Source organism: Micromonospora lacuserhaii, assembly GCF_036902735.1.
Taxonomy (GTDB): Bacteria; Actinomycetota; Actinomycetes; order Mycobacteriales; family Micromonosporaceae; genus Micromonospora.
In genome coordinates this window covers 283070-305485 of sequence record NZ_JBAKHO010000001.1, presented here as the reverse complement: position 1 = coordinate 305485, position 22416 = coordinate 283070, and the positions used below count along the sequence as shown (strand labels likewise).

24 protein-coding genes are annotated in these 22416 nt (G+C 74.8%); 16 read left to right on the top strand and 8 right to left on the bottom strand.

Annotated features, from left to right (window positions below; all coding sequences use genetic code 11):
- The first annotated feature begins 233 nt into the window (after nucleotides 1-233).
- Nucleotides 234-641 (top strand): nuclear transport factor 2 family protein, encoded by a 408-nt coding sequence (locus tag V6U81_RS01410; RefSeq protein ID WP_334483127.1) that lies wholly within the window; start codon nucleotides 234-236, stop codon nucleotides 639-641.
- Here the strand turns inward: V6U81_RS01410 and V6U81_RS01405 are convergent.
- Complete coding sequence (locus V6U81_RS01405) at nucleotides 587-1111, bottom strand: DUF6232 family protein (RefSeq protein ID WP_334483125.1); 525 nt, start codon at nucleotides 1109-1111, stop codon at nucleotides 587-589. The genes V6U81_RS01410 and V6U81_RS01405 overlap by 55 nt on opposite strands.
- A 97-nt stretch (nucleotides 1112-1208) precedes the next feature.
- Between V6U81_RS01405 and V6U81_RS01400 the strand changes: the two genes are divergently transcribed.
- From V6U81_RS01400 to V6U81_RS01385, 4 genes are all read left to right on the top strand, one after another.
- Nucleotides 1209-1982 (top strand): enoyl-CoA hydratase-related protein, encoded by a 774-nt coding sequence (locus V6U81_RS01400; RefSeq protein ID WP_334483123.1) that lies wholly within the window; start codon nucleotides 1209-1211, stop codon nucleotides 1980-1982.
- A 109-nt stretch (nucleotides 1983-2091) separates the two neighbouring features.
- Nucleotides 2092-3714: an acetolactate synthase gene (locus V6U81_RS01395; protein WP_334483121.1), complete on the top strand. Its 1623-nt coding sequence runs from the start codon at nucleotides 2092-2094 to the stop codon at nucleotides 3712-3714.
- Nucleotides 3715-3860: 146 nt separating this feature from the next.
- Nucleotides 3861-4835 (top strand): ATP-binding cassette domain-containing protein, encoded by a 975-nt coding sequence (locus V6U81_RS01390; protein ID WP_334483118.1) that lies wholly within the window; start codon nucleotides 3861-3863, stop codon nucleotides 4833-4835.
- Entirely contained in the window at nucleotides 4832-5644 is an 813-nt protein-coding gene (locus tag V6U81_RS01385; protein WP_334483116.1) for an ABC transporter permease, read from the top strand. Before V6U81_RS01390 ends, V6U81_RS01385 begins: the two co-directional genes overlap by 4 nt.
- Here V6U81_RS01385 and V6U81_RS01380 read toward each other — a convergent pair.
- The 4 genes from V6U81_RS01380 to V6U81_RS01365 are packed head-to-tail and all read right to left on the bottom strand — an operon-like array spanning nucleotide 5628 to nucleotide 10245.
- Nucleotides 5628-9089 (bottom strand): AfsR/SARP family transcriptional regulator, encoded by a 3462-nt coding sequence (locus tag V6U81_RS01380; protein ID WP_334483113.1) that lies wholly within the window; start codon nucleotides 9087-9089, stop codon nucleotides 5628-5630. The two genes, V6U81_RS01385 and V6U81_RS01380, sit on opposite strands and share 17 nt — an antisense overlap.
- Nucleotides 9090-9121: 32 nt before the next feature.
- Nucleotides 9122-9532 carry a PLD nuclease N-terminal domain-containing protein gene (locus V6U81_RS01375; protein WP_334483111.1) on the bottom strand — a complete coding sequence of 137 codons (411 nt, stop codon included), beginning with the start codon at nucleotides 9530-9532 and terminating at the stop codon, nucleotides 9122-9124.
- A gap of 27 nt (nucleotides 9533-9559) precedes the next feature.
- The gene (locus V6U81_RS01370) at nucleotides 9560-9859 is read right to left on the bottom strand and encodes a DUF202 domain-containing protein (protein ID WP_334483108.1); all 300 of its coding nucleotides are present in this window, start codon (nucleotides 9857-9859) and stop codon (nucleotides 9560-9562) included.
- Nucleotides 9856-10245 carry a YidH family protein gene (locus tag V6U81_RS01365; RefSeq protein ID WP_334483105.1) on the bottom strand — a complete coding sequence of 130 codons (390 nt, stop codon included), beginning with the start codon at nucleotides 10243-10245 and terminating at the stop codon, nucleotides 9856-9858. The genes V6U81_RS01370 and V6U81_RS01365 overlap by 4 nt, the downstream gene beginning before the upstream one ends.
- Before the next feature lie 40 nt (nucleotides 10246-10285).
- Between V6U81_RS01365 and V6U81_RS01360 the strand changes: the two genes are divergently transcribed.
- The 4 genes from V6U81_RS01360 (at nucleotide 10286) to V6U81_RS01345 (ending at nucleotide 13452) form a co-directional block, all read left to right on the top strand.
- Complete coding sequence (locus V6U81_RS01360) at nucleotides 10286-11083, top strand: GNAT family N-acetyltransferase (protein WP_334483102.1); 798 nt, start codon at nucleotides 10286-10288, stop codon at nucleotides 11081-11083.
- 2 nt (nucleotides 11084-11085) lie between these two features.
- Nucleotides 11086-11490, top strand: a complete 405-nt coding sequence (locus V6U81_RS01355; protein WP_334483099.1) for a hypothetical protein — start codon at nucleotides 11086-11088, stop codon at nucleotides 11488-11490.
- 211 nt (nucleotides 11491-11701) lie between these two features.
- A complete protein-coding gene (locus V6U81_RS01350) occupies nucleotides 11702-12481 on the top strand; it encodes an electron transfer flavoprotein subunit beta/FixA family protein (RefSeq protein WP_334483096.1) in 780 nt (259 codons plus the stop codon).
- Nucleotides 12482-12492: 11 nt separating this feature from the next.
- On the top strand, nucleotides 12493-13452 hold the full coding sequence (locus V6U81_RS01345) for an electron transfer flavoprotein subunit alpha/FixB family protein (protein WP_334483094.1): 960 nt from the start codon (nucleotides 12493-12495) through the stop codon (nucleotides 13450-13452).
- A 149-nt stretch (nucleotides 13453-13601) separates the two neighbouring features.
- Here V6U81_RS01345 and V6U81_RS01340 read toward each other — a convergent pair whose 3' ends face one another.
- Together V6U81_RS01340 and V6U81_RS01335 are read right to left on the bottom strand one after the other, a co-directional pair.
- On the bottom strand, nucleotides 13602-14378 hold the full coding sequence (locus V6U81_RS01340) for an anti-sigma factor (protein WP_334483092.1): 777 nt from the start codon (nucleotides 14376-14378) through the stop codon (nucleotides 13602-13604).
- The gene (locus V6U81_RS01335; protein ID WP_334483091.1) at nucleotides 14332-14937 is read right to left on the bottom strand and encodes an RNA polymerase sigma factor; all 606 of its coding nucleotides are present in this window, start codon (nucleotides 14935-14937) and stop codon (nucleotides 14332-14334) included. Before V6U81_RS01335 ends, V6U81_RS01340 begins: the two co-directional genes overlap by 47 nt.
- Nucleotides 14938-15178: 241 nt before the next feature.
- On the opposite strand from V6U81_RS01335, the gene V6U81_RS01330 reads away from it, so the two are divergent.
- The 7 genes from V6U81_RS01330 (at nucleotide 15179) to V6U81_RS01300 (ending at nucleotide 21833) form a co-directional block, all read left to right on the top strand.
- The gene (locus V6U81_RS01330) at nucleotides 15179-16009 is read left to right on the top strand and encodes a DUF4397 domain-containing protein (RefSeq protein ID WP_334483089.1); all 831 of its coding nucleotides are present in this window, start codon (nucleotides 15179-15181) and stop codon (nucleotides 16007-16009) included.
- On the top strand, nucleotides 16006-16677 hold the full coding sequence (locus V6U81_RS01325) for a class F sortase (protein WP_334483086.1): 672 nt from the start codon (nucleotides 16006-16008) through the stop codon (nucleotides 16675-16677). Before V6U81_RS01330 ends, V6U81_RS01325 begins: the two co-directional genes overlap by 4 nt.
- A 155-nt stretch (nucleotides 16678-16832) precedes the next feature.
- The gene (locus tag V6U81_RS01320; protein ID WP_334483085.1) at nucleotides 16833-18008 is read left to right on the top strand and encodes a cysteine desulfurase family protein; all 1176 of its coding nucleotides are present in this window, start codon (nucleotides 16833-16835) and stop codon (nucleotides 18006-18008) included.
- Nucleotides 18009-18268: 260 nt separating this feature from the next.
- Complete coding sequence (gene mnmA / locus V6U81_RS01315; RefSeq protein ID WP_334483082.1) at nucleotides 18269-19342, top strand: tRNA 2-thiouridine(34) synthase MnmA; 1074 nt, start codon at nucleotides 18269-18271, stop codon at nucleotides 19340-19342.
- Nucleotides 19343-19369: 27 nt separating this feature from the next.
- Nucleotides 19370-20374: a methionine synthase gene (locus V6U81_RS01310; RefSeq protein WP_334483080.1), complete on the top strand. Its 1005-nt coding sequence runs from the start codon at nucleotides 19370-19372 to the stop codon at nucleotides 20372-20374.
- A gap of 37 nt (nucleotides 20375-20411) precedes the next feature.
- The gene (locus V6U81_RS01305; RefSeq protein WP_334483077.1) at nucleotides 20412-20777 is read left to right on the top strand and encodes a VOC family protein; all 366 of its coding nucleotides are present in this window, start codon (nucleotides 20412-20414) and stop codon (nucleotides 20775-20777) included.
- Nucleotides 20778-20819: 42 nt separating this feature from the next.
- Nucleotides 20820-21833, top strand: coding sequence for an ADP-ribosylglycohydrolase family protein (locus tag V6U81_RS01300; protein WP_334483075.1), 1014 nt, complete (start codon nucleotides 20820-20822; stop codon nucleotides 21831-21833).
- 45 nt (nucleotides 21834-21878) lie between these two features.
- Here the strand turns inward: V6U81_RS01300 and V6U81_RS01295 are convergent, their stop codons facing one another.
- A complete protein-coding gene (locus V6U81_RS01295) occupies nucleotides 21879-22385 on the bottom strand; it encodes a type II toxin-antitoxin system PemK/MazF family toxin (protein ID WP_334483073.1) in 507 nt (168 codons plus the stop codon).
- Nucleotides 22386-22416 lie beyond the last annotated feature (31 nt).

The following is a 22416-nucleotide window of genomic DNA, read 5'->3' as shown; positions in this document are numbered from 1 at the left end:
CGGGCCGCCGCCGGCCGTCGGCCCACCGACCGGCCCGCCTGCCTGCCGCACGGCTCGGCCTGGCGCACGGCTGGGCCTGGCGCACGGCTGGGCCTGGCGCACGGCTCGGCCTGGCGCACGGCTCGGCCTGGCGCGACGGCTCGACCTGCCGCATGGATCGGCCTGGCGCGGGGCGAAGGTCGGGGCCGTGGGGGACGGGCGCTGCGGTGGGGGGCGGCGTAGCGTCGGGGCGCATGGGGGACGGTGAGCGGGAGCGCAACGTCGAGACGGTCCGCCGCTACCTGCGGACCTTCGTCACCAAGGATCTCGACGAGTTGGCCGAGGTGGTCGCCGAGGACGTGGAGATCTACGGCTCGGGCACGGCGGTGCGCGGCCGGCGCTTCGTCGAGGGCGCCGTGCTGTCGCCGGGGCTGACGGTGCTCGACCAGGAGATCGTCGAGCTGTACGCGGCCGGCGACCGGGTGGTCGTCTCCTTCGCCCAGACCTACCGGCGGGACGCGACCGGGGCGACCGCGGTGCAGAGCGGCTGCAAGATGTACCGGCTGGTCGGCGGCCGGATCGTCCAGTTCTGGGGCGAGCAGGATCTCTACGGCCTGCTGCGCGGGCTCGGGCTGCTCCCCGACGGGCCCATCCGGTTCTGAGCCGGGCGCGGGGCCGGGCCGGCGTTCTCCATCGCCCGCTGCACCGCCCGGTAGATCTTGCCGAAGCGCAGCGCGTCCCCGGTCCGCAGCAGCAGCACGGGGTGCCCGCGCCAGCGGGCCCACATCTCCCACTGCCGGCTGCCCCGCACGTACGACCGGTCGAGGTGCTCAAAGAGGAAGTCAGCGAGCGGGCCGACGGCCAGCCCGACCAGCACCGAGGCGCCGACGATGGCGACGGTGACCGTGAGGGAACGGTGCAGCCAGAGAGCGAGCGCCACGCCGAGCAGGGCGGCGACCAGGGGCCCGGCCAGCGCCACGCCGATCGCACCCCGGCCGGCGAGGACCCGCCAGGAGCGGTCGCCCCGCCGGTGCCAGACCATGCCGATCTCGGCGAGCGGGTAGGCCCGCCCGTCTACCCGGATCGCGGTGGAGTCGACCCGCACGGACCTGTCGTCGTAGTACGTGATCATGGCTGGACTCCCGGGAGCGGGGCTGACACCAGACTACGTACCCCAACGACCGGGCCGTAAGGTTGGCACGCGACTTCGACGAGGAAGTGAGGGCAGCGTGAGCGAGTTCGTGCGGCTGGAATCCAAGGACGGCATCGGCACCATCCGGCTGGAGCGGCCACCGATGAACGCCCTCAACACCCAGGTGCAGGAGGAGTTGCGCGCCGCCGCCGCGGCCGCGACCGCCGACCCGGGCGTCCGCGCCGTCATCGTGTACGGCGGGGAGAAGGTCTTCGCCGCCGGCGCGGACATCAAGGAGATGGCCGACATGTCCTACGTGGACATGTCGGAGCGGGCGGCCGACCTCTCCAGCGCGCTCGGCGCGATCGCCCGGATCCCGAAGCCGGTGGTCGCCGCGATCACCGGGTACGCCCTCGGTGGCGGCTGCGAGCTGGCGCTGGCCTGCGACTGGCGGGTGGTGGCCGAGGACGCCAAGCTCGGCCAGCCGGAGATCCGGCTGGGCATCATCCCCGGCGCCGGCGGCACCCAGCGGCTGGCCCGCCTGGTCGGCCCGGCCCGCGCCAAGGATCTGATCATGTCCGGCCGGATGGTCGACGCGCAGGAGGCGCTGCGGATCGGCCTGGCCGACCGGGTGGTCCCGGCCGCCGAGGTCTACGAGGCCGCGGTGGCCCTGGTGACGCCGTTCCTGACCGGGCCGGTGCAGGCGCTGCGGGCGGCCAAGCTCGCCGTCGACGGCGGCCTGGACATGGACCTGAACTCCGGTCTGGCCTGGGAGAGCCAGCTCTTCGCGGCGCTCTTCGCCACCGACGACCGGCGCGAGGGCATGGCCGCCTTCGTCGAGAAGCGCAAGCCCGACTTCACCGGGCGCTGAGCCGGGCCGGGTCGGCGGCGCCCGCCGCGCCGCCGACCCGAGAACGGTTCACATCGCCGGTACCGGCCAGTAGCGTGTGACATCCGGTCATGGGACGAGGGGAGCGGCGATGACGCAGCGGGTCGAGGGTCACGGCGGAGAGTTGGCGCTGGCCGCCCTGCGCGCCCACGGCGTACGGGAGATGTTCACCCTCTCCGGCGGGCACGTCTTCCCGCTCTACGACGCGGCGCACAAGGCCGGCTTCCCGATCTACGACGTGCGGCACGAGCAGTCCGCGGTCTTCGCCGCCGAGGCGGTGGCCAAGCTCCAGCGCCGCCCCGGTCTCGCCGTGCTCACCGCCGGGCCGGGCGTCACCAACGGCATCTCGGGCCTGACCAGCGCGTTCTTCAACGCCTCCCCGGTGCTGGTGCTGGGCGGGCGGGCCCCGCAGTTCCGCTGGGGCTCCGGCAGCCTCCAGGAGATGGACCACCTGCCGCTGGTCGCCCCGGTCACCAAGCACGCCGAGACGGTCTTCAGCGCCGACGACATCCCGCGCGCCGTCACCGCCGCCCTGGCCGCCGCGCTCACTCCGCACCGCGGCCCGGCCTTCCTCGACTTCCCGCTCGAAGCGGTCTTCTCCGTCGGCGACGCCGAGCTTCCCGCGCCGGCCGCCGTCGACCCGGTCGAGCCCGACCCGGACGAGGTGGCCCGGGCGGCCCGGCTGATCGCTGCCGCCGAACGGCCGGTGATCATCGCCGGCTCCGACGTGTACGCCGGTGACGCCGTCGCCGCGCTCCGCGAGGCCGCCGAGGCCCTCCAGGTTCCGGTCTTCACCAACGGCATGGGCCGCGGCGCGCTGCCCCCGCAGCACCCGCTCGCCTTCGCGAAGGCCCGCCGGCCCGCCCTCTCCGGCGCCGACGTGGTCGTGGTGGTCGGCACCCCGCTGGACTTCCGGCTCGGCTTCGGCGACTTCGGCGAGGCGACCGTGGTGCACATCGTGGACGCTCCGACCCAGCGGGCCTCGCACGTGCGGACCGCCGCCAGCCCCGCCGGCGACCTGCGGCTGATCCTCTCCGCGCTGGCCGACCATCCCGGCGACCGGACCGACCACACCGACTGGATCGCCCAGCTGCGCACGGCCGAGGACGCCGCGAAGGCCCGCGACGCGAAGGAGATGGCCGGCGAGACCGACCCGATCCGACCGGCCCGGGTCTACGGCGAGCTGCGCAAGGTCCTCGCCACCGACGCGATCACCATCGGCGACGGCGGCGACTTCGTCTCGTACGCCGGGCGCTACCTCGAGCCGGCGCAGCCCGGCACCTGGCTCGACCCCGGCCCGTACGGCTGCCTCGGCACCGGGATGGGCTACGCGATGGGGGCCCGGGTCACCCACCCCGACCGGCAGATCTGCGTGTTGATGGGCGACGGCGCCGCCGGCTTCTCGCTGATGGACGTGGAGTCGCTGGTCCGGCAGAAGCTGCCGGTGGTGGTCGTGGTCGGCAACAACGGCATCTGGGGACTGGAGAAGCACCCGATGCACGCCATGTACGGCTACGACGTCGCCGCCGACCTCCAGCCCGAGCTGCGCTACGACAAGGTCGTCGAGGCGCTCGGCGGCGCCGGCGAGACGGTGGCCAAGGCCGCCGACCTCGGCCCGGCCCTGGCCCGGGCGTTCGACGCCGGAGTGCCGTACCTGGTGAACGTGCTGACCGACCCGGCCGACGCGTACCCCCGGTCGTCGAACCTGGCCTGACCGGCGCCGCGACCGCCGCCGCCGGGTGACCGGCGCGGCGGTCGCGTTCTGTCAGCAGCTAAATCAGCGGAATGTCAGCGGACGTCACCGTACCGTCAGACCCGTTGTTCATCGTGAGGTGACCAGCGACAACGACGGGAGTTCGGATGACGTACGCGATCCGCGCCGAGGGGTTGGTGCGCCGGTTCGGCGCCACCACCGCCCTGGCCGGAGTCGACCTGGAGGTCCCCACCGGGACGGTCTTCGGGTTGCTCGGCCCCAACGGCGCCGGCAAGACGACCGCGGTGCGGGTGCTCGCCACCCTGCTCGCCGCCGACGAGGGGCACGCCACCGTCGGCGGCTACGACGTGCGGCGCGACGCGCACCGGGTGCGCCAGCTGATCGGCCTCACCGGTCAGTACGCGTCGGTCGACGAGACCCTCACCGGCACCGAGAACCTGCTGCTCATCGGCCGGCTGCTCGGCATGGGCCGGGCCGACGCCCGGGCCCGCGCGGCGCAGCTGCTGGCCGACTTCCAGCTCACCGACGCCGCGAGCCGGGCCGCCAAGACCTACTCCGGCGGCATGCGGCGCCGCCTCGACCTGGCCGCCAGCCTGGTCGGCCGGCCGCAGGTGCTCTTCCTCGACGAACCCACCACCGGCCTGGACCCGCGCAGCCGCAACGAGCTGTGGGACATCGTCCGCCGGCTGGTCGCCGACGGGGTGACCGTGCTGCTCACCACGCAGTACCTCGAGGAGGCCGACCAGCTCGCCGGCGAGATCGCCGTGGTCGACCACGGCCGGGTCATCGCCCAGGGCACCCCGGAGGAGCTGAAGGCCAAGACCGGCGGGCAGGTGCTCACCGTCCGGCCGGTGGACGCGACCGACCTGCCCACCGTGCTGGCCGTCGCCCGCGAGGTGGCCGGGGTGACCCCGGAGGTCGCGCAGACCACCGTGACCGTGCCGGTGAACGACCCCGGGGTGCTGCCCGCCGTGGTGCGCCGCCTCGACGACGCCGAGGTCGCGGTGGCCGAGCTGGCGCTGCGCGGCTCCAGCCTCGACGAGGTCTTCCTCTCCCTGACCGGCCATCGGGCCGAGCAGGACGCCCCGGCCGACGACGCTCTGGAAAGGACCCCGGCATGACCGCCGTCACCGCCGCCGCCCCGCCGCTGGCCCCGGCCCGCCGGCTCGGCCTCACCGCCGGGCTGCGGCACACCATGACACTGGCCTGGCGCAGCCTGGTGCAGATCAAGCACAACCCGATGGAGCTGCTCGACCTGAGCATCCAGCCGGTGATGTTCGTGCTGCTCTTCACGTACGTCTTCGGTGGGGCGATCTCGGGCAGCCCCGGCGACTACCTGAAGTTCGCGCTGCCCGGCATCATCGTGCAGAACGCCTTCTTCGCCACCATGACCACCGGGTTCGGGCTCAACAACGACCTGACCAAGGGCGTCTTCGACCGGCTGCGGGCGCTGCCCATCGCCCGCTGGTCGCCGCTGGCCGGCCGGATCGTCGCCGACACGGTCAAACAGGCCTGGTCGGTGGCGCTGCTGATCGGGGTGGGCGCGCTGCTCGGCTTCCGGCTGGGCAACGGCGTGGTCGGGCTGCTCGGGGCGTTCGCCCTGCTGCTGGCCTTCTCGCTCGCCGTCGCCTGGATCTCGGTGCTGGTCGGGGTGCTGGTCAGCGAGCCGGACAAGGTGCAGATCTTCGGCTTCATGGTGATCTTCCCGCTCACCTTCACCAGCAACGCGTTCGTACCCACTGAGACCATGCCGTCCTGGCTGCAGCGCTGGGTCGAGGTCAACCCGGTCACCATCCTGGCCGACGCGCTGCGCGGCCTGCTGGTCGGCGGCCCGGTCGCCGGGCCGGTGGCCCAGTCACTGCTCTGGGCGGCCGCCATCGCGGCGGTCTTCGCCCCGCTCGCGGTCCGTGGGCTCAAGCGTCGAGTGTGACCCGCACCAGCTCGCGGGCGCTGCCCAGCCGGGCCTCCCGGCCGCCCGCGTACGCCTCGGCGAACTCCGCTTCGCCGAGCGTCGCGCGGGCGGCCCGGGCCACCCGGAGCGCGTCGAGGGCGCTGCGGTCGTCGCCGCCCCGGATGCCGTCGGCGCCGCCCAGCAGCCGGGCCGCCGCGCCCGGTCGACCGGCCCGGAGCGCGTAGTCCGCATACCCGATCACCACGATCGCCACCACCGGCGCGTCCATCGACTCGACGGCCAGGTCGAGGCCGCGGTCCAGGTACGCCCGCCCGGCCGGCAGGTCACCCTGCCCGACGGCCACGTGACCGAGCCCGGTGGCGATCATGGCGCGCCACTGCGGGACGACGTGGCGGGCCCCGGTCAGCCGCTCGACCCGCCCGGCCCACCACGCCGCACCCGCCCAGTCCTCCCGGTCCCGCAGCACCTCGCAGTACGTCGCCGCCACCCCGGCCAGCGCCTCGTCGGCACCCACCCGCTCGGCCTCCCGCTGCGCCTCGGCCAGCAGCGCCAGGGCGTCGTCCCGCTCGCCGAGCAGCCAGTACTCGTGCGCCAGCCGGGCCTGCATCTGCGGCAGGTCCTCGGCCGCGCCGAGGTCGCGTACGTCGTCCACCGCCCGTTGCAGGTGGGCCACCGCGCCCCGGTGGTCACCGTCCCGCGTGATCAGGTCGGCGAGGGAGAAGCGGGTGGTGGACAGGCCCCAGCGCTCACCCACCGAGCCGAACAGCTCCAGGGCCTCGGCGAACCGCGCCCGGGCGGACGCGGGCGGACCGCCGGTGTTGAGTTCCATGTGCGCGTGCATCAGCCGGGCGGCCCCGCCCACCCACGGATCCCGGTCGGCGAAGAGCCGGGAAATTGCCGCGAACCCGGCCCGCGGATCCCGCACGTCGCTCATCGCCGCCATCGGGCCGACCAGCCGGAGGAACGGTGACGCGTCGTCCAGCCCGGCGGCCAGAACGGCACCCCGACGCAGCCACCGCTGGCTCAGCGACAGGTCGGCCCGGGCGCTGAGCACGTTCATCGACCCGACCGCGTACGCGACGGCGAGCGCCGGGGTCGCCGGGAGCCCTTGCTCGTCCGCGAGCGCGAGCACCTCCTCGGCCAGGTCGGCGCCCTCGGCCCGCTGCCCGCGCAGCCACCAGTACGAGCCCAGCGCGGCGGCGAAGCGGACGGCCGTCGCGGCGTCCCCGGTGCCGATCGCCCAGCGCAGCGCCGCGTGCAGGTTGTCCTGCTCGACGGCGATCCGGCCGAGCCAGCGCAGCTGGTCGCGGCCGCGCAGCTCGCGATCGGCCCGCTCGGCCAGCGACAGGAACTCGGCCGTGTGCGCCCGCCGGACGGGGTCGGCCTCGCCCGCCTCGACCAGCCGGTCCCGGCCGTACTCCCGGATGGTCTCCAGCATCCGGTAGCGCGGCTCCGCGTCGCCGACGGTCAGCACCAGGGACTTCTCCACCAGCGCGGAGAGCCGGTCGAGGACATCGGCCGGGGCGAGGTCCGTCCCGGCGCAGACCCGCTCCACGGTCTCCAGGGTGGCGCCGCCGGCGAAGACCGACATCCGTCGCCAGAGCGCCCGCTCGCCCTCGGGGAGCAGCTCCCAGCTCCAGTCGACCACCGCGCGCAGCGTCTGGTGCCGGGGCAGCGCGGTGCGGCTGCCGCCGGTGAGCAGCCGGAACCGGTCGTCCAGCCGGGCGGCGACCTGGCCGGCGGTCATCGCGCGCAGCCGGGCCGCGGCCAGCTCGATGGCGAGCGGCATCCCGTCCAGCGCCCGGCAGATCCGGACCACCGGACCGACCGTGGTGGCGTCGACGGTGAAGTCCGGTCGGGCCGCGGCGGCCCGGTCGGCGAGCAGCCGCACCGCCGGGTACGCCAACGCCACCGGCGGCGTGGCGTCCGGAGGCGGCAGGGCGAGCGAGCCGACCGGGTGGATTGCCTCCCCGGTGATGCCCAGCGGCTCCCGGCTGGTGGCCAGCACCCGCAGGTCGGGGCAGGTGGCCAGCAGCCGGTCGACCAGGCCGGCGGCGGCGTCGAGGAGGTGTTCGCAGTTGTCCAGCACCAGCAGCGCGGTGCGGTGGGCGAGGGCGCCGGCGAGCCGGGCCATCGGGTCGGTCACCTCGCCGGCGGCCGGCACCCGGGCCCGGGCGAAGAGGGCCTGCTCGCGGAGTCCGAGGGCGGCGAGCACGGTCTGCGCCACCTCGGCCGGGTCGGTGACCGGGGCGAGCTCGACCAGCCAGACACCGTCGGGGAACAGGTCGACGACGCCCCGGCCGGACTCCACCGCCAACCGGGTCTTGCCCGCGCCGCCGGGGCCGGTGAGGGTGGCCAGCCGGGTCCGGGTGAGCAGGTCGCGGACCTGGTCGAGGGCGTCCTCGCGGCCGACGAAGCTGGTCAGCCCCGCGGGGAGGTTGTTCCGCCCGAGCGGCGCCGGGCCGGCCGGATCGGGCGCGGACCGCCGCCGCTGGCCGGCTGCCCCGACCGCTCCGCCGCTGTCCGCGATACCGGTGGCTCCGGCGGGCGTGGCGGCCCCCGCGACTCCGGCAACCCCGGCTTGAGTGGCCGCCCCCGCGACCGTAGTGACCCCGGCAGGCGTGGCTGCGCCAGCGGCGGCGACTGTGCCGGCCACGGGGGCGGTCCCGGCCGGGGGCGCGTCGGCCGGCGTCGCGCGCGGCGGGGCGGGGCGGCCGGGGTGGTGGCCGGCGGGGTGCTCGCCGCGGAGCACCGCGAGGTGCAGCGCGGTGAGTTCCGGCCCGGGATCGGTGCCGAGCGTCCTGGCCAGCGTGGACCGCAGCCGCTCGTACCCGGCCAGCGCCTCGGCGGAGCGGCCGGTGGCGTGCAGCGCCCGCATCAGCTGCCCGGTCAGCCGTTCCCGGAGCGGATGGGCGGCCACCAGCTCGCACAGCTCGGGCACGAGGACGCTCGGGTCCTCGACGGCGAGCCGGGCCTCGATCAGGTCCTCGGTGGCGGCCAGGCGAAGCTCGCCCAGCCGGGCGACCGGCCCGCGGGCGAAGTCGTCGCCGGCGACGTCGGCGAGCGCGGGGCCGCGCCACAGGGCCAGCGCCTCGGCCAGCCGGTCGGCGGCCCGGGCCGGGTCGTCCGGGAGTAGCGCCCGGCCGGCCGCCGTCATCGTCTCGAACCGGTGCAGGTCCACCGCGTCCCGCCCGACGGCGAGCCGGTAGCCGCCCGGGCCCGCCTCGACCGGCAGCCCTGGTACGGCCCGACGCAGCCGTGACACCAGCGCCTGGAGGGCGTTCGCCGCGCCCGCCGGCGGCTGGTCGCCCCAGAGCCGGTCGACCAGCCGGGGCACCGGGACCCACCGGCCGGGTTCCAGCGCCAGCAGGATCAACAGCCGGCGCAGCCGGGCCCCGCCGACCTCGGCGGGGCTCCCGGTGTCGGCGTGGACCTCCAGCGGCCCGAGCAGGCTGATCCGCACGCCGATGATTCTGCCGTCCCGCCGCAGGTCGGTCAGACCTCCGGACGGTCCTCCTCGCGCGGCGGGTCGCCCTCGCGGCGTTTCAGGTCGCCCTCCCGCCGCCGCAGGTCCTCCTCCCAGCGGCGGAACATCTCCTCGTCCTGGCGGCGGGACCGCTCGCCGAGCGAGTCAAGGAACTCCGGGTCGTCGTCCGGGGCGAGGGGGCGCGGCCGGCCACGCGGGGCCGGGTCGTGGCCCGCCACACCGGGGCGGGCCGGCGCGGCCGGGCGGCCGGCGAGGAACCACGCGATCGAACCGACGAGCGGGAAGAAGAGGATGACCAGCACCCACAGCAGCCGGGGCAGCCCGCGGGCCGCGCCGTCGGCGGTGGAGAGACAGCTGATCAGGGCGCAGACCGCGAGAACGATCTGGACGAGGAAGAGCAGGACGTACAGGCGGGCCATGGGTCAATCATGGCGCACCCCCGCCCGTCACCACACCCCGCGCAACACCAGCGGCACGGCGAGCGACGCCAGGCCGGCGGTGGCGAGCGCGACCAGCGGCAGGGCGCGGGAACCGACCCGCAGCGGGCCCCGCCCGGCGGCCCGCTCCCAGCACACCACGAGCGCCCCCAGCCAGAGGGCCAGCACGGCCGCGGCGAGCAGCGCGCCGACCGGGTCGCCGGTGAGGGCGAGCCGGAGCGCGAGCACGGTCACCACGGTCAGCGCCAGCGCGGTCCGTCGCCAGGCCAGCCGGGTGCGCTCGGATGGCAGCCCCGGGTCGCCGGTCACCGGCGGACCACCCCGACCAGCACCGCGACCACCAACAGCAGCGCGCCCAGCGCCACCAGCAGGGCGAGGACGGCGGGGAAGCGGGAGGCGGGCAGTTCCTCGCCGAGCCGGATGGCCCGCTCGGTACGGGCCCAGTGGTCCACGGCCCGGATCGCGACCGTGCCGCCGAGCAGCAGCAGCGCCACGGCGAGCGCCTCCCGCAGGTGGCGCAGCGGCAGCGGCGGCAGGAACTGGGCGGCCGCAAGCCCGCCGGCGATCAGCGCCAGGCCGGTACGCAGCCAGGCCAGGAAGGTCCGTTCGTTGGCCAGGGAGAAGCGGTAGTCCGGGGCGGTGCCCACGGACCGGAGTTCCGACGGGTCGAACCACCGCCTGATCGCCTGCCACACGGGACGATTATCCGCTTTGTGCCCGGCCTAGCCTGGACGGATGACCGATCTTGATGCGCGCACGCTGCGGGACGCCTACGACACCCAGCTCCGTCCGGAGATCCCGGACCCGGTGCCGGCCGGGGTGACCGTCGAGCGGGACGGCCCGCTGTTCCGGGTCGTCGGCCTCGACCAGGGCGGCTTCCTCACCTACCGGACCCTGGACGGGCTGGCCGGCGCCGAGCTGGACGCGCTGATCGCCCGCCAGGTCGAGTACTTCCGGCAGCGCGGCATGTCGGTGGAGTGGAAGCTCGCCGCCCATGACGAGCCGGCCGACCTCGCCGACCGGCTCGTCGCGGCCGGTTTCGTGCCGGAGGACCGGGAGACCGTGCTGCTCGGGCCGGTCGCGCCGCTGGCCGGCGCCGTGCCGGTGCTGCCCGAGGGGGTACGCCTGCGCGAGGTGACCAGCCGGGAGGACCTGGAGCGGATCGCCGCCATGGAGGAGGAGGTCTGGCGGTCCGACCGCAGCCACCTGGTGACCGGGCTGGAGAAGGAGATCGCCGCCGACCCGCAGTCGATCACGGTGGTGGTGGCCGAGGCCGACGGTGAGGTGGTCAGCGCCGGCTGGATCCGGTACGTGGCCAACACCGGCTTCGCCGGGCTCTGGGGCGGCTCGACCCTGGAACGGTGGCGGCACCGGGGCATCTACCGGGCGCTCGTGACGTACCGGGCGCGGCTGGCCGACCAGCGGGGGACGACGCTGCTGCAGGTGGACGCCTCGGAGAACAGTCGGCCGATCCTGGAGCGGCTCGGCTTCGTCCCGGTCACCACAACGACCCCGTACGTCTACACTCCGTGATCATGCAGCAGTTGACGGAGGACGAGCAGCTGACCTTGAAGATCGGCGCCTTCGGGGCCGTGTTCCTGGTCTCCAACGCCGACCCCGGCATGTTCGCCATGATCCGGGAGAGCTTCGCCGCGTCCGGGGCGCTCGGCGGCGCCAGCGGGCTGGTCAAGGAGGCGCTCACCGTCGGCCCGCTGCCCCGGCTGCCCCGGGACTCCGCGCTGGAGGTGGAGTCGGTGGTGCTGCCGGCGCTGGGTCGGGCCGTCGACATCCTGCGGGAGAAGTCGCCGGGTGACGTCGCGGCGTACCGGGACCTGGTGCTGGCCGCCGCGGACCAGGTGGCCCAGGCGCACCGGGGGGTGGCGCCGGCCGAGGCCGCGGTGATCGAGCGGATCAGGGGAGCGCTGGCCGAGCCGGCCTGAGTCGGATCCCCGGGGCGGAATCCGGCGCTGCGGGCACCGGTGAGCTGTGTCACTCTGAGGCCCCGGGGAGGCGATGCTACTTGCGGGTAACATTGCGCCGTGGGCAACTGCACAGCAGTCCGTGGTTGACCGAGCGTTAAGTCACGCGGGAGGCTGCGCCCGAGACCGGGCGAGCAATCGCAACACCAAACAGGAGGGTCGTCGAAGCGCGATGAACATCGTCGTACTCGTCAAGCAGGTGCCCGATTCGGGCGCGGACCGCAACCTGCGTACTGACGACAACACCGTCGACCGCGGTTCGGCGAACAACGTCATCAACGAGATGGACGAGTACGCCATCGAAGAGGCGTTGAAGATCAAGGAGGCGCACGGCGGCGAGGTCACCATCCTGACCATGGGTCCGGACCGGGCGACCGAGTCGATCCGCAAGGCGCTCTCCATGGGACCGGACAAGGCCGTGCACGTCGTCGACGACGCCCTGCACGGGTCCTGCGCCGTGGCCACCTCGAAGGTGCTCGCCGCCGCGCTCGGCCAGCTCAACGCGGACCTGGTGATCTGTGGCGCCGAGTCGACCGACGGCCGGGTCCAGGTCATGCCGCACATGATCGCGGAGCGGCTGGGCGTCGCCGCCCTCACCGGCGCGCGCAAGCTCACCGTCGACGGCGCCACGCTGACCGTCGAGCGGCAGACCGAGGAGGGCTACGAGGTGGTCACCGCCTCGACCCCGGCCGTGGTCTCCGTCTGGGACACCATCAACGAGCCGCGCTACCCGTCCTTCAAGGGCATCATGGCCGCCAAGAAGAAGCCGGTGCAGACGCTCTCCCTGGGTGACCTCGGCGTCGCCCCGACCGAGGTGGGCTTCGACGGCGCGACCAGCGCCGTGCTGGAGCACACCAAGCGCCCGCCGCGTTCCGGTGGGGCGAAGATCACCGACGAGGGCGAGGGCGGCGTCAAGCTGGTCGAGTTCCTCGCCACCGAGAAGTTCGTGTGAGAGGTCTGGACATGTCTGAGGTTCTCGTCGTCGTCGAAGCCACCAAGGAATTCGGCGTCAAGAAGGTCACCCTGGAGATGCTCACCCTCGCCCGCGAGCTGGGCACCCCGAGCGCGGTCGTGCTCGGTGGCGCCGGCGCCGCGGAGGCGCTGAGCGCCAAGCTCGGTGAGTACGGCGCGGAGAAGATCTACGCCGCCGAGGGTGAGGAGATCGACGGCTACCTGGTGGCCCCGAAGGCCACCGTGCTGGCCGAGCTGGTCAAGCGGGTCCAGCCCGCCGCCGTGCTGCTCGCCTCGGCCCAGGAGGGCAAGGAGATCGCCGCCCGGCTGGCCGTCAAGCTGGAGAACGGCATCCTGACCGACGTGGTCGGCCTGGCCGCCGACGGCACCGCGACCCAGGTCGCCTTCGCCGGGTCCACCATCGTCAAGTCCAAGGTCACCAAGGGCCTGCCGCTGGTCACCGTCCGGCCGAACTCGGTCAACCCGACCCCGGCGCCGGCCACCCCGGCCGTCGAGCAGCTCACCGTGTCGGTCACCGACGCGGACAAGCTGGCCAAGGTCGTCGACCGGGTCGCCGAGCAGAAGGGCTCCCGCCCCGAGCTGACCGAGGCCGGCATCGTCGTCTCCGGCGGTCGTGGCGTGGGCAACGCGGACAACTTCAAGCTGGTCGAGGAGCTGGCCGACCTGCTCGGCGGCGCCGTCGGCGCGTCCCGCGCGGCGGTCGACTCCGGCTACTACCCGCACCAGTTCCAGGTCGGGCAGACCGGCAAGACCGTCTCCCCGCAGCTCTACGTCGCGCTGGGCATCTCCGGCGCGATCCAGCACCGGGCCGGCATGCAGACCTCGAAGACGATCGTCGCCGTGAACAAGGACGGCGAGGCCCCGATCTTCGAGCTGGCCGACTTCGGCGTGGTGGGCGACCTGTTCAAGATCGTCCCGCAGGCCGCCGAGGAGATCCGCAAGCGCAAGTGAGTACGCCGTCGGGGCGCCGCCGCGCGGCGCCCCGACAACAGGAAGGAGCCGCCGTCCGGACCCGGACGGCGGCTCTTTCCTGTTGCGGACTTCCCGTGCGGTGGGAAGGGAGCTGATCGGCGGGCCGGGGAGCTGAGCCGGCCCGCCGATCAGCCCGTCAGGGCGCCCCTCAGCAGACTCTCGCCGGAGTGGGCGGGCTTGTTGTCGTACTGCTCGGCGGAGACGTCGACAACCGAGTATGCCTGAAGATCGACGTTTGGTGGCAACGGGAGGAGGGCGTCGCCCGACCGGCTGCGCAACGTGCCGATCGAGAACATCTCCATGTTCTTCGGATTGATCAGCCAGACCTCGTAGTACCCGGAAACGTTCGGCAGATTCGCCACGTGCAGGTGCACCTTGCCGTCGGTGAGGACCCGGGCGTCGCCGTTGGCGTCCTTCGGGGTCGTCCCGTACGCCGCCAGCGGAGCGCTGGCGAGTACGGCCTGCTGCGGCGCGGGCCGGTCGCGGTCGACCACGGCGAGCGTGCCGACCACGCCCACCGCCGCGGCGGCGGCGGCCGTGACCAGGGTGGTGGCCCAACGGGACCAGCGCCGGCGTCGGCCGGCGCCGATCGGCACCGCGGCACCGGGAGCCGCCGGCGGCTCGCCGGTCGGTCCCGCGCCGGTCGACTGCCGGCGGGCCTCCGTCAGCGACGGCAGCGCCTCCGCGGCGTTGATCTCGGCCATGATGCCCTGCCAGATGTGCTCCGGCGGTTCGGGCAGCTCGCGCAGGCCCTGGGTCTCGGCGCCGAGCCCGGCGACGTGCTGGAGGGCCTGCAGCTCGCCCCGGCAGGCGGCGCAGGTGCCGAGGTGATCGGTCTCGCCGTGCTCCGCCTGGCTCTCACCGAGCGCCAGAAAGACCAGCCGGTCGTGGTCCAGGTGCTGCACCGTCCACCTCCCATCTGCGTTTCAAGCTCGCCATACCGCGTCGGATGTGACTTTTGACCGTGCCCAGCGGCACCCCGGTCACCGTGGCTATCTGCTGGTGTGTCAGGTCGTCGTAGAAGGCCAGTTCCAGCATGCGTCGCTGGTCGTCGGGGAGCCGGGCCAGCTCGTCGGCGACCACCAGCCGGTCGACCACCGCGTCCGGGTCGGGCCCGGTGGGGGCCGGTTCGGGCAGCTGCCGGACGGTCTCGACCACCCTGGTCTCCCGGGCCGCGGCGCGCAGCCGGTCGATCACCTTGCGCCGCCCGATGCCGAGCAGCCAGCCGATCAGCGAGCCCTTGGCCGGATCGAAGGTGTCCCTTCCGAGCCAGGCCGCGACGAAGGTCGCCTGCGTGACGTCCTCCGCGTCGCTGCGGTTGGCCAGCGTGCTGACGGCCAGGTGGAGAACCGCGCGGCCGTATCTGTCGTACGCCTCCCGCAGCGCGCGCTCGTCGCCTGCGCGGAACCGTTCCGCGAGGTCGTCCGGCGGCGGGGGGTCCGGTTCGTGTCGTACCGCCGTCACCGGGCGGGTCGCCTTCCGTGGGGCATGCCCGACTGTAGCTCCCGTCCTCATCGCCCCACCTCCCCGGTCCGTGTGGGTGCCCACTCTTCTCACCTGCTCTTCGTCGCCGGAGGCCGGTCCGGATGCGGCGCGGACGAAGAAAAAGAAAGTGGATCCGGCTGCATCCGGGGCTCGGGGACGCGGCGTATCCCGTTCTGCAAGCCGGGCCTGACGAATCAGTACGAAATACCAGGAGGCAGACATGCAGCTCTCGATCTTCCGTCGGGTCGCCGCGGGTGGCGCGGTGGCCGCCCTGACGTTCGCCGGCGTCGGCGCCGCCACCATGAGCCCGGCCTACGCCGCCTCGTCGAAGGTCTCCGTCGTGCACGGCATCCCGGACACCCCGGTCGACGTGTACGTCAACGGCAAGAAGACCCTCGACAACTTCAAGCCGGGCGACGTGGCCGGCCCGCTGAGCCTGGCCGAGGGCGAGTACGACATCGCGCTGACCAAGCCGGGCGAGTCGGTGGACAAGGCCATCCTCAAGGTCGACGACGCCGAGGTCCCGGGCGGGGCGAACATCAGCCTCGCCGCGCACCTCGACGCCGCGGGCAAGCCGAAGATCACCCCGTTCGTCAACGACACGGCCAAGGTGGACGCCGGCAAGGCCCGGCTGATCGTCCGGCACACCGCCGCCGCCCCGGCGGTGGACGTGCGGGCCGGCGGCACGCCAGTCTTCGAGGGCCTGACCAACCCGAAGGAGGCCAAGGCCGACGTCGCCGCCGGCACCGTCAAGGCGGACGTGGTGCTGGCCGGCACCGACACCGTGGCGATCGGCCCGGCGGACCTCAACCTCAAGGAGGGCACCGCCACCATCGTCTACGCGATCGGCTCGGCCGAGGGCAAGAACCTCGACCTGGTCGCGCAGACCATCACCGGGCTGCACTCGGCGCCGGGTGGCGTGCCGAGCGGCACCGGTGGCCAGGCCGGCACCGGCGTGGACACCTGGTGGTACGTGCTGGCCGGCGCCGGCGTGCTGCTGCTGGTCGGCGGCGGGGCGCGGGTGGCCACCGCCCGGACCGGTCGCAAGTGACGGTGCGCAATCGCGGGGCGCTGGCGGCCATGGCCGCCGGCGTCGCCGCGCTCACCGTCGCCACCCTGGTGGCGTGCGGGTCGCAGCCGGCGGAGGACGTCGGGTCCGACGAGGCCGCGGCCCTGGCCACCGCCACCCCGACCCCGACGGCCGCCACCAGCGCCGGCACCACCTCCTCGGTGCCGGTCGCGGCCGGTGAGCTGCCGGCCGGGGAGGAGACCGTCCCGCCGGTGAAGCTGCGCATCCCGTCGATCGACGTGACCGCCAGGGTCAACCCGGTCGGCATCAACCAGCGCACCGACGAGTTCGAGGTGCCGCCGAGCGTCGACACGATCGGCTGGTACCGGTACGGCCCCGGCCTGGAGGCCGACGCCGGCTCGGTGGTCATCGCCGGGCACGTGGACAGCGCCGACCAGGGCAAGGGGGCGTTCTTCCGGCTGCGGGAGCTCGGCCAGGGCGACACCCTGACCGCCACCGGGGCGGACGGGAAGCCGCGGGCGTACCGGGTGGTGGCCCGGGAGGAGTACGCGAAGACGAGGATCCCGCTGGAGCGGTACTTCGCCCGCGACGGCAAGCCCCGGCTGACCCTGATCACCTGCGGCGGGCCGTTCGACGCGAAGACCCGGCACTACCGGGACAACATCGTGGTGACGGCGGTGCCCGCCTGAGCGGCGCCCGAACCCCGCGGGCGTCGCCGGCCGGCCCGCACCCCGACGGGCCGGACCACCGGGGCGGGGAGGACACCCTCCCCGCCCCGGCGCCGGCCGTCTCCGGGCGGTCCGGCGTCCGGCGGGCCGGCACTCGGCCGTTAGGCTGAACGGTGATGGCATACCTGGATCACGCGGCGACCACTCCGATGCTCGACGAGGCGTTGGAGGCGTACGTCGCCACCGCCCGCGAGGTCGGCAACGCGTCGTCGCTGCACGCGGCGGGTCGCCGTGCCCGGCGGCGGGTGGAGGAGTCCCGCGAGCGGGTCGCGGCCGCGCTCGGCGCCCGCCCCTCCGAGGTGATCTTCACGGGCGGCGGGACGGAGAGCGACAACCTCGCGGTCAAGGGCATCTTCTGGGCCCGGCGCGGCGGCGACGCCCGACGGGCGCGGGTGGTCTCCAGCGCGGTCGAGCACCACGCGGTGCTCGACGCGGTGGACTGGCTCGTCGACCATGAGGGCGCCGACGTGGGGTGGCTGCCGGTCGACGCGGCCGGCCGGCTCGACCCGGAGCGGCTGCGCGCCGAGCTTGCCGCGCACGCCGACCGGGTCGCCGTGGTCACCGCGATGTGGGCCAACAACGAGGTCGGCACCGTCCAGCCGGTGGCCGAGCTGGCCGCCGTGGCGGCCGCGCACGGGGTGCCGTTCCACACCGACGCGATCCAGGCGGTCGGCCAGGTCCCGGTGGACTTCGCGGCCAGTGGCGTGTCCGCGCTCACCGTCACCGGGCACAAGCTCGGCGGCCCGACCGGCGTGGGCGCGCTGCTGCTGGCCCGGGACGTCGCCGCCACCCCGCTGCTGCACGGCGGGGGGCAGGAGCGCGACGTGCGCTCGGGCACCCTGGACACCGCCGGCATCGTGGCCTTCGCGGTCGCCGTCGAGGCCGCCGTCAAGGGCCAGCAGGAGTACGCCGCCCGGGTGGCCGCGCTCCGCGACGACCTGGTCCGGCGGGTCCGTGAGGCGGTGCCCGAGGTGGTCTTCAACGGCGAACCGGCCGACCGGCTGCCGGGCAACGCGCACTTCTCCTTCCCGGGTTGCGAGGGCGACGCGCTGCTGCTCCTGCTCGACGCCCAGGGCATCGCCTGCTCCACCGGCTCGGCCTGCTCGGCCGGGGTGGCGCAGCCCTCGCACGTGCTGATCGCGATGGGCGCCGACCACGACCGGGCCCGCTCCTCGCTGCGCTTCACCCTCGGCCACACCAGCGCCCCCGCCGACGTCGACGCCCTGATCGCCGCCCTCCCCGCCGCGGTCGACCGGGCCCGCCGCGCCGCCGCCCTCCGTACCCCCCGCTAGCCCCCCCCCGCACCCCGCCCCCCGCCCCCCGCCCCCCCCGCACCCCGCACCCCGCACCCGCGATCTTGCAGGTTGGGCCCTCCGTTCGCGCCGAATGGCACCTTTGTCGGGGCCGGAAGTGCAAGATCGCCGAGGGTGGCGGGGTGGCGGGGTGGCGGGGTGGCGGGGTGGTGGGGTGGTGCGGGACGCACCTGCGGGTGTGGGGGAGAGGGGCCGGGGAGTCGGGCGGATAGGCTCGTGAGAGTGAGGGAGGGGTGCCGGTGAGGGTTCTGGCGGCGATGTCGGGCGGGGTGGACTCCGCCGTGGCGGCGGCGCGCGCGGTGGCGGCCGGGTACGACGTGACCGGCGTGCACCTGGCGCTGGCCCGCAACCCGCAGACCTACCGCACCGGCGCCCGGGGCTGCTGCACGCTGGAGGACTCGCGGGACGCCCGGCGGGCCGCCGACGTGATCGGCATCCCGTTCTACGTCTGGGACATGGCCGAGCGTTTCCACTCCGAGGTGGTCGACGACTTCGTCGCCGAGTACGCGGCCGGTCGTACCCCGAATCCCTGCCTGCGCTGCAACGAGAAGATCAAGTTCGCCGCGGTGCTGGATCGGGCGGTGGCCCTGGGCTTCGACGCGGTGGTCACCGGCCACCACGCCCGACTCGGCGCGGACGGCCTGCTGCGCCGCAGCGTCGACATCGGCAAGGACCAGTCGTACGTGCTGGCCGTGCTCACCCGCGCGCAGCTCGACCGGTCGATCTTCCCGCTCGGCGACTCCACCAAGGCCGAGGTGCGCGAGGAGGCCGCCCGGCGCGGGCTGGCGGTCGCCGACAAGCCGGACTCGCACGACATCTGCTTCATCGCCGACGGCGACACCCGCGGCTTCCTCGCCTCCCGGCTCGGCGAGGCTGCCGGCGACGTGGTCGACGCGTCGACCGGCGCGGTGGTCGGCAGCCACTCCGGGGCGTACGCGTACACCGTCGGCCAGCGGCGGGGCCTGCACCTCGACCGGCCCGCCCCGGACGGCCGCCCCCGCTACGTCCTCTCCATCACCCCCAAGACCAACACCGTCACCGTCGGCCCGGCCGAGGCGCTGGAGGTGTCCCGGGTCCGGGCCACCCGGCCGGTCTGGACCGGTGGCGAGCGGCCGACCGCGCCGGTCGAGTGCGAGGTGCAGCTGCGTGCGCACGGCGACGTGGTGCCGGCCACCGTCGCGCTCGACGGCGACACCCTCTCCGCCGAGCTGCGCCGGCCCGTCCGCGGGGTGGCCGCCGGGCAGGCGGTCGTGGCGTACCGGCCGGACCCGGCCGGCGACGTGGTGCTCGGTTCCGCCACCATCACCGGCTGACCGGCCCGGTCCGGCTACCCTTCGGCCGTGACTGAACAGTCCTGGCCCTGGCCCGCCGGCGCGGCCACCGGCATCGGTTCGCTGCCCGGCACCGACATCGCCGAGGCGCAGCGGGTCGTCCTCGGTGAGCTGCCCGCTTTGCCCCACCTGCCCGAGCTGCCGGCGCGCGGCCCCGGTGCGGACCTGATCGGGCGGGCCGGTGGGCTCCTGGTGGAGCTGCCGGTCGAGCTGTACGCGGCCCGCTGGCGGATCGCGCTGCGCCCCGGGCGGGACCTGCGCCGGGCCCGGGACCTGATGGAACGCGACCTGGACCAGCTCGCTGAGCAGGCCGAGGCGTACGCCGGGCCGGTGAAGATCCAGGCGGCCGGGCCGTTCACCCTGGCCGCGGCCCTGGAGCTGCCGATCGGCGGGCGGATGGTCCGGGACCCGGGGGCGGTGCGCGACCTCACCGGCTCCCTGGCCGAGGGGCTGCGCCGGCACGTCGAGGCGGTGGCCCGCCGGCTGCCCCGGGCGTCGGTGCTGCTCCAGCTCGACGAGCCGTCCCTGCCGGCGGTGCTCGCCGGGCGGATCTCCACCGAGAGCGGCTTCGGCACCTACCGGGCGGTCCAGCCCGAGCTGGCCCGGACGCTGCTGAGCGAGGTGATCGACGCGGCCGGCGTGCCGACCGTGGTGCACTGCTGCGCCCCCGACGTGCCGCTGGAGCTGATCCGTACCGCCGGTGCGACCGGCATCGCGCTCGACCTCGGCCTGCTCACCGACCTGGACCCGCTCGGCGAGGCGCTCGACGCCGGGCTCGGGCTGCTGGCCGGCGCCGCGCCCACACTGCCGCCGCCGGCCGGCCGCGCGCCGACCTCGGCCCAGGTCGCCGACCGGGTACGCACCGTCTGGGACCGCCTCGGCTTCCCCCGCCGTCAGCTCGCCGAGCAGGTGGTCATCACCCCGGCCTGCGGCCTGGCGGGGGCCACCCCGCAGTACGCCCGGGCCGTCCTCGCCGCCTGCCGGGACGCCGGACGGCGACTGCACGAGGACTGAGGGTTTTCCGTCGTACCCGGTGGGCAGGATGACGGTCATGATTGGACAGCTGCGTTCAGTGGTGATCGACTGCCCCGACCCGCGCGCCCTGGCCGGCTTCTACGCCGAGCTGCTCGGCCTGCCGCTGATCGAGGACGAGTCCGACGACGACTGGGTGGTGCTCGGCGGCCCATCCGGGCACCAACCCCGGATCGCCTTCCAGAAGGCGCTCGACCTGCGCCCGCCGGACTGGCCGGATCCGAATCGTCCCCAGCAGTTCCACCTCGACGTCACCGTCGACGACATCGAGACCGCGGAGAAGGCGGCGCTGGCCCTCGGCGCCCGCCGGCTGCGCGGCGAGGGCGACGGCTGGCGGGTGTACGCCGACCCGGCCGGCCACCCGTTCTGCCTCTGCTGGGACTGACCGGCGGCGGTGCCCGCCGGGCGGGGGTTGCGGCGAGACGGCATGATCGTCAACGTGATCGACTCCTCGCTCCGGCGGGCCTCCGGCTCGCTGTTCGGTCTCGCCTACGGTGACGCCCTGGGCAAGCCGACCGAGTTCCTGACCGTCGCCGAAATCGTCCGCCGGTACGGTCCGACCGGCCCGCGCGAGCTGGTCGGCGAGCCCGCCCTGGTCACCGACGACACCCAGATGGCCCTGGCGGTGGGCTGGGCGCTGCACGACGCGCCGGCGTACACCCCGGAGGCGGTCGAGCCGCTGCTGCGGCAGCGCTTCCTCGACTGGGCGGCCAGCCCGGAGAACAACCGCGCGCCGGGGATGACCTGCCTGCGCGCCTGCGCCGAGCTGAGCCGGGGGATGCGCTGGCAGGAGGCCACGGTGGCTGGTTCCAAGGGCTGCGGCGCGAACATGCGGGTCACCCCGGTCGGCCTGCTCGACGTCGACCTCGACACCCTCGCCGGCCTGGCCCAGCTCCAGGCGGGCCTGACCCACGGCCACCCGACCGGGTTGGCGGCCAGCGAGCTGACCGCGTACGCGGTGCGGCTGCTGTGCGAGGGCGCGGCGCTGGCCGAGCTGCCCGGGCTGCTCACCGCGCGGGCCGACGCGCAGCGCCGGGTCTACCGGGGGGACTGGCTCGGCGACCTCTGGCAGCGTCCCGGGGTGGACGGACCGGAGGAGTTCATCGCCCGGGGCTGGGACGAGTGTCGGCGGGCGCTGGCCCGGCTCGACGCCGCGCTCGCCGCGCCGGACGACGGCGGGGACCCGTGCCGGCAGACCGGCGAGGGCTGGATCGCCGAGGAGGCGCTGGCCACCGCCCTGCTCTGCGCCCTGCGCCATGTCGACGACCCGATCGCCGCCCTGGCCCGGGGGGCCACCACGGCCGGCGACTCCGACTCGATCGCCGCGCTGGCCGGCGCGTTCGTCGGTGCCGCCCACGGGCTGTCGGCCTGGCCGGCGGAGTGGACCGGCCGGATCGAGTACGCCGGGCAGCTCACCGCCCTCGGTGCCGGCTGGGACTGACCGGCGGTCGGGTTTCGTCGGCGGTGGGTCGGTACCGCGGTCGGGTCAGACCGGCAGGTGGGGAAGCTTCTTGACCTTGCTCCAGACGGCGGGATCGCACTTTCCGGCCCGGTTGGCGAAGGCGTCGGCTCGGACGTGGACGGGTTCGGCGAGGTCGAGCCAGCTGTCGTGGTCGGCGTCGGCGTCCCAGTCCCGGGTGGGGATCGGTACGTGGTCGTCCCGGTCGCTCTTGTCCTGGCTGGTGATCTTGAGCACCTCGGCGCCCCGGTCGTCGGCGCGCAGCACCAGGCACGGCCGCACCTTGGAACCGGTGCCGTCGTGGTACGGGACGTCCGCCCACCAGATCTCGCCCGGCCGGGGCGTACCGGTGGGGGTGCGCGGGCGGGGCGGCGCGGTGGGGCGCGCGCGGTCCCGGGGCGACGTGCCCCGCTCGGGGCGGGTCTTCCGGCCGCCGCCGGACGGGCGCCCGCCGCGCAGCCGCCACTCGTTCCAGGCCCAGCCGGCGACCACGGCCAGCACGACCAGCACCGCCCAGAGCACCCAGTCCGGCATCCGTACCCCCGCGTCCGCGTAGCGTCGGCAG

Coding starts and splice junctions, on each gene's coding strand:
- V6U81_RS01295 (WP_334483073.1), bottom strand. CDS start 22,385: ATGCCGGACTGGGTGCTCTGGGCGGTGCTGGTCGTGCTGGCCGTGGTC.
- V6U81_RS01405 (WP_334483125.1), bottom strand. CDS start 1,111: ATGATCACGTACTACGACGACAGGTCCGTGCGGGTCGACTCCACCGCG.
- V6U81_RS01320 (WP_334483085.1), top strand. CDS start 16,833: ATGGCATACCTGGATCACGCGGCGACCACTCCGATGCTCGACGAGGCG.
- V6U81_RS01355 (WP_334483099.1), top strand. CDS start 11,086: ATGCAGCAGTTGACGGAGGACGAGCAGCTGACCTTGAAGATCGGCGCC.
- V6U81_RS01390 (WP_334483118.1), top strand. CDS start 3,861: ATGACGTACGCGATCCGCGCCGAGGGGTTGGTGCGCCGGTTCGGCGCC.
- V6U81_RS01385 (WP_334483116.1), top strand. CDS start 4,832: ATGACCGCCGTCACCGCCGCCGCCCCGCCGCTGGCCCCGGCCCGCCGG.
- V6U81_RS01360 (WP_334483102.1), top strand. CDS start 10,286: ATGACCGATCTTGATGCGCGCACGCTGCGGGACGCCTACGACACCCAG.
- V6U81_RS01345 (WP_334483094.1), top strand. CDS start 12,493: ATGTCTGAGGTTCTCGTCGTCGTCGAAGCCACCAAGGAATTCGGCGTC.
- V6U81_RS01300 (WP_334483075.1), top strand. CDS start 20,820: ATGATCGTCAACGTGATCGACTCCTCGCTCCGGCGGGCCTCCGGCTCG.
- V6U81_RS01375 (WP_334483111.1), bottom strand. CDS start 9,532: ATGGCCCGCCTGTACGTCCTGCTCTTCCTCGTCCAGATCGTTCTCGCG.
- V6U81_RS01350 (WP_334483096.1), top strand. CDS start 11,702: ATGAACATCGTCGTACTCGTCAAGCAGGTGCCCGATTCGGGCGCGGAC.
- V6U81_RS01410 (WP_334483127.1), top strand. CDS start 234: ATGGGGGACGGTGAGCGGGAGCGCAACGTCGAGACGGTCCGCCGCTAC.
- V6U81_RS01395 (WP_334483121.1), top strand. CDS start 2,092: ATGACGCAGCGGGTCGAGGGTCACGGCGGAGAGTTGGCGCTGGCCGCC.
- V6U81_RS01305 (WP_334483077.1), top strand. CDS start 20,412: ATGATTGGACAGCTGCGTTCAGTGGTGATCGACTGCCCCGACCCGCGC.
- V6U81_RS01330 (WP_334483089.1), top strand. CDS start 15,179: ATGCAGCTCTCGATCTTCCGTCGGGTCGCCGCGGGTGGCGCGGTGGCC.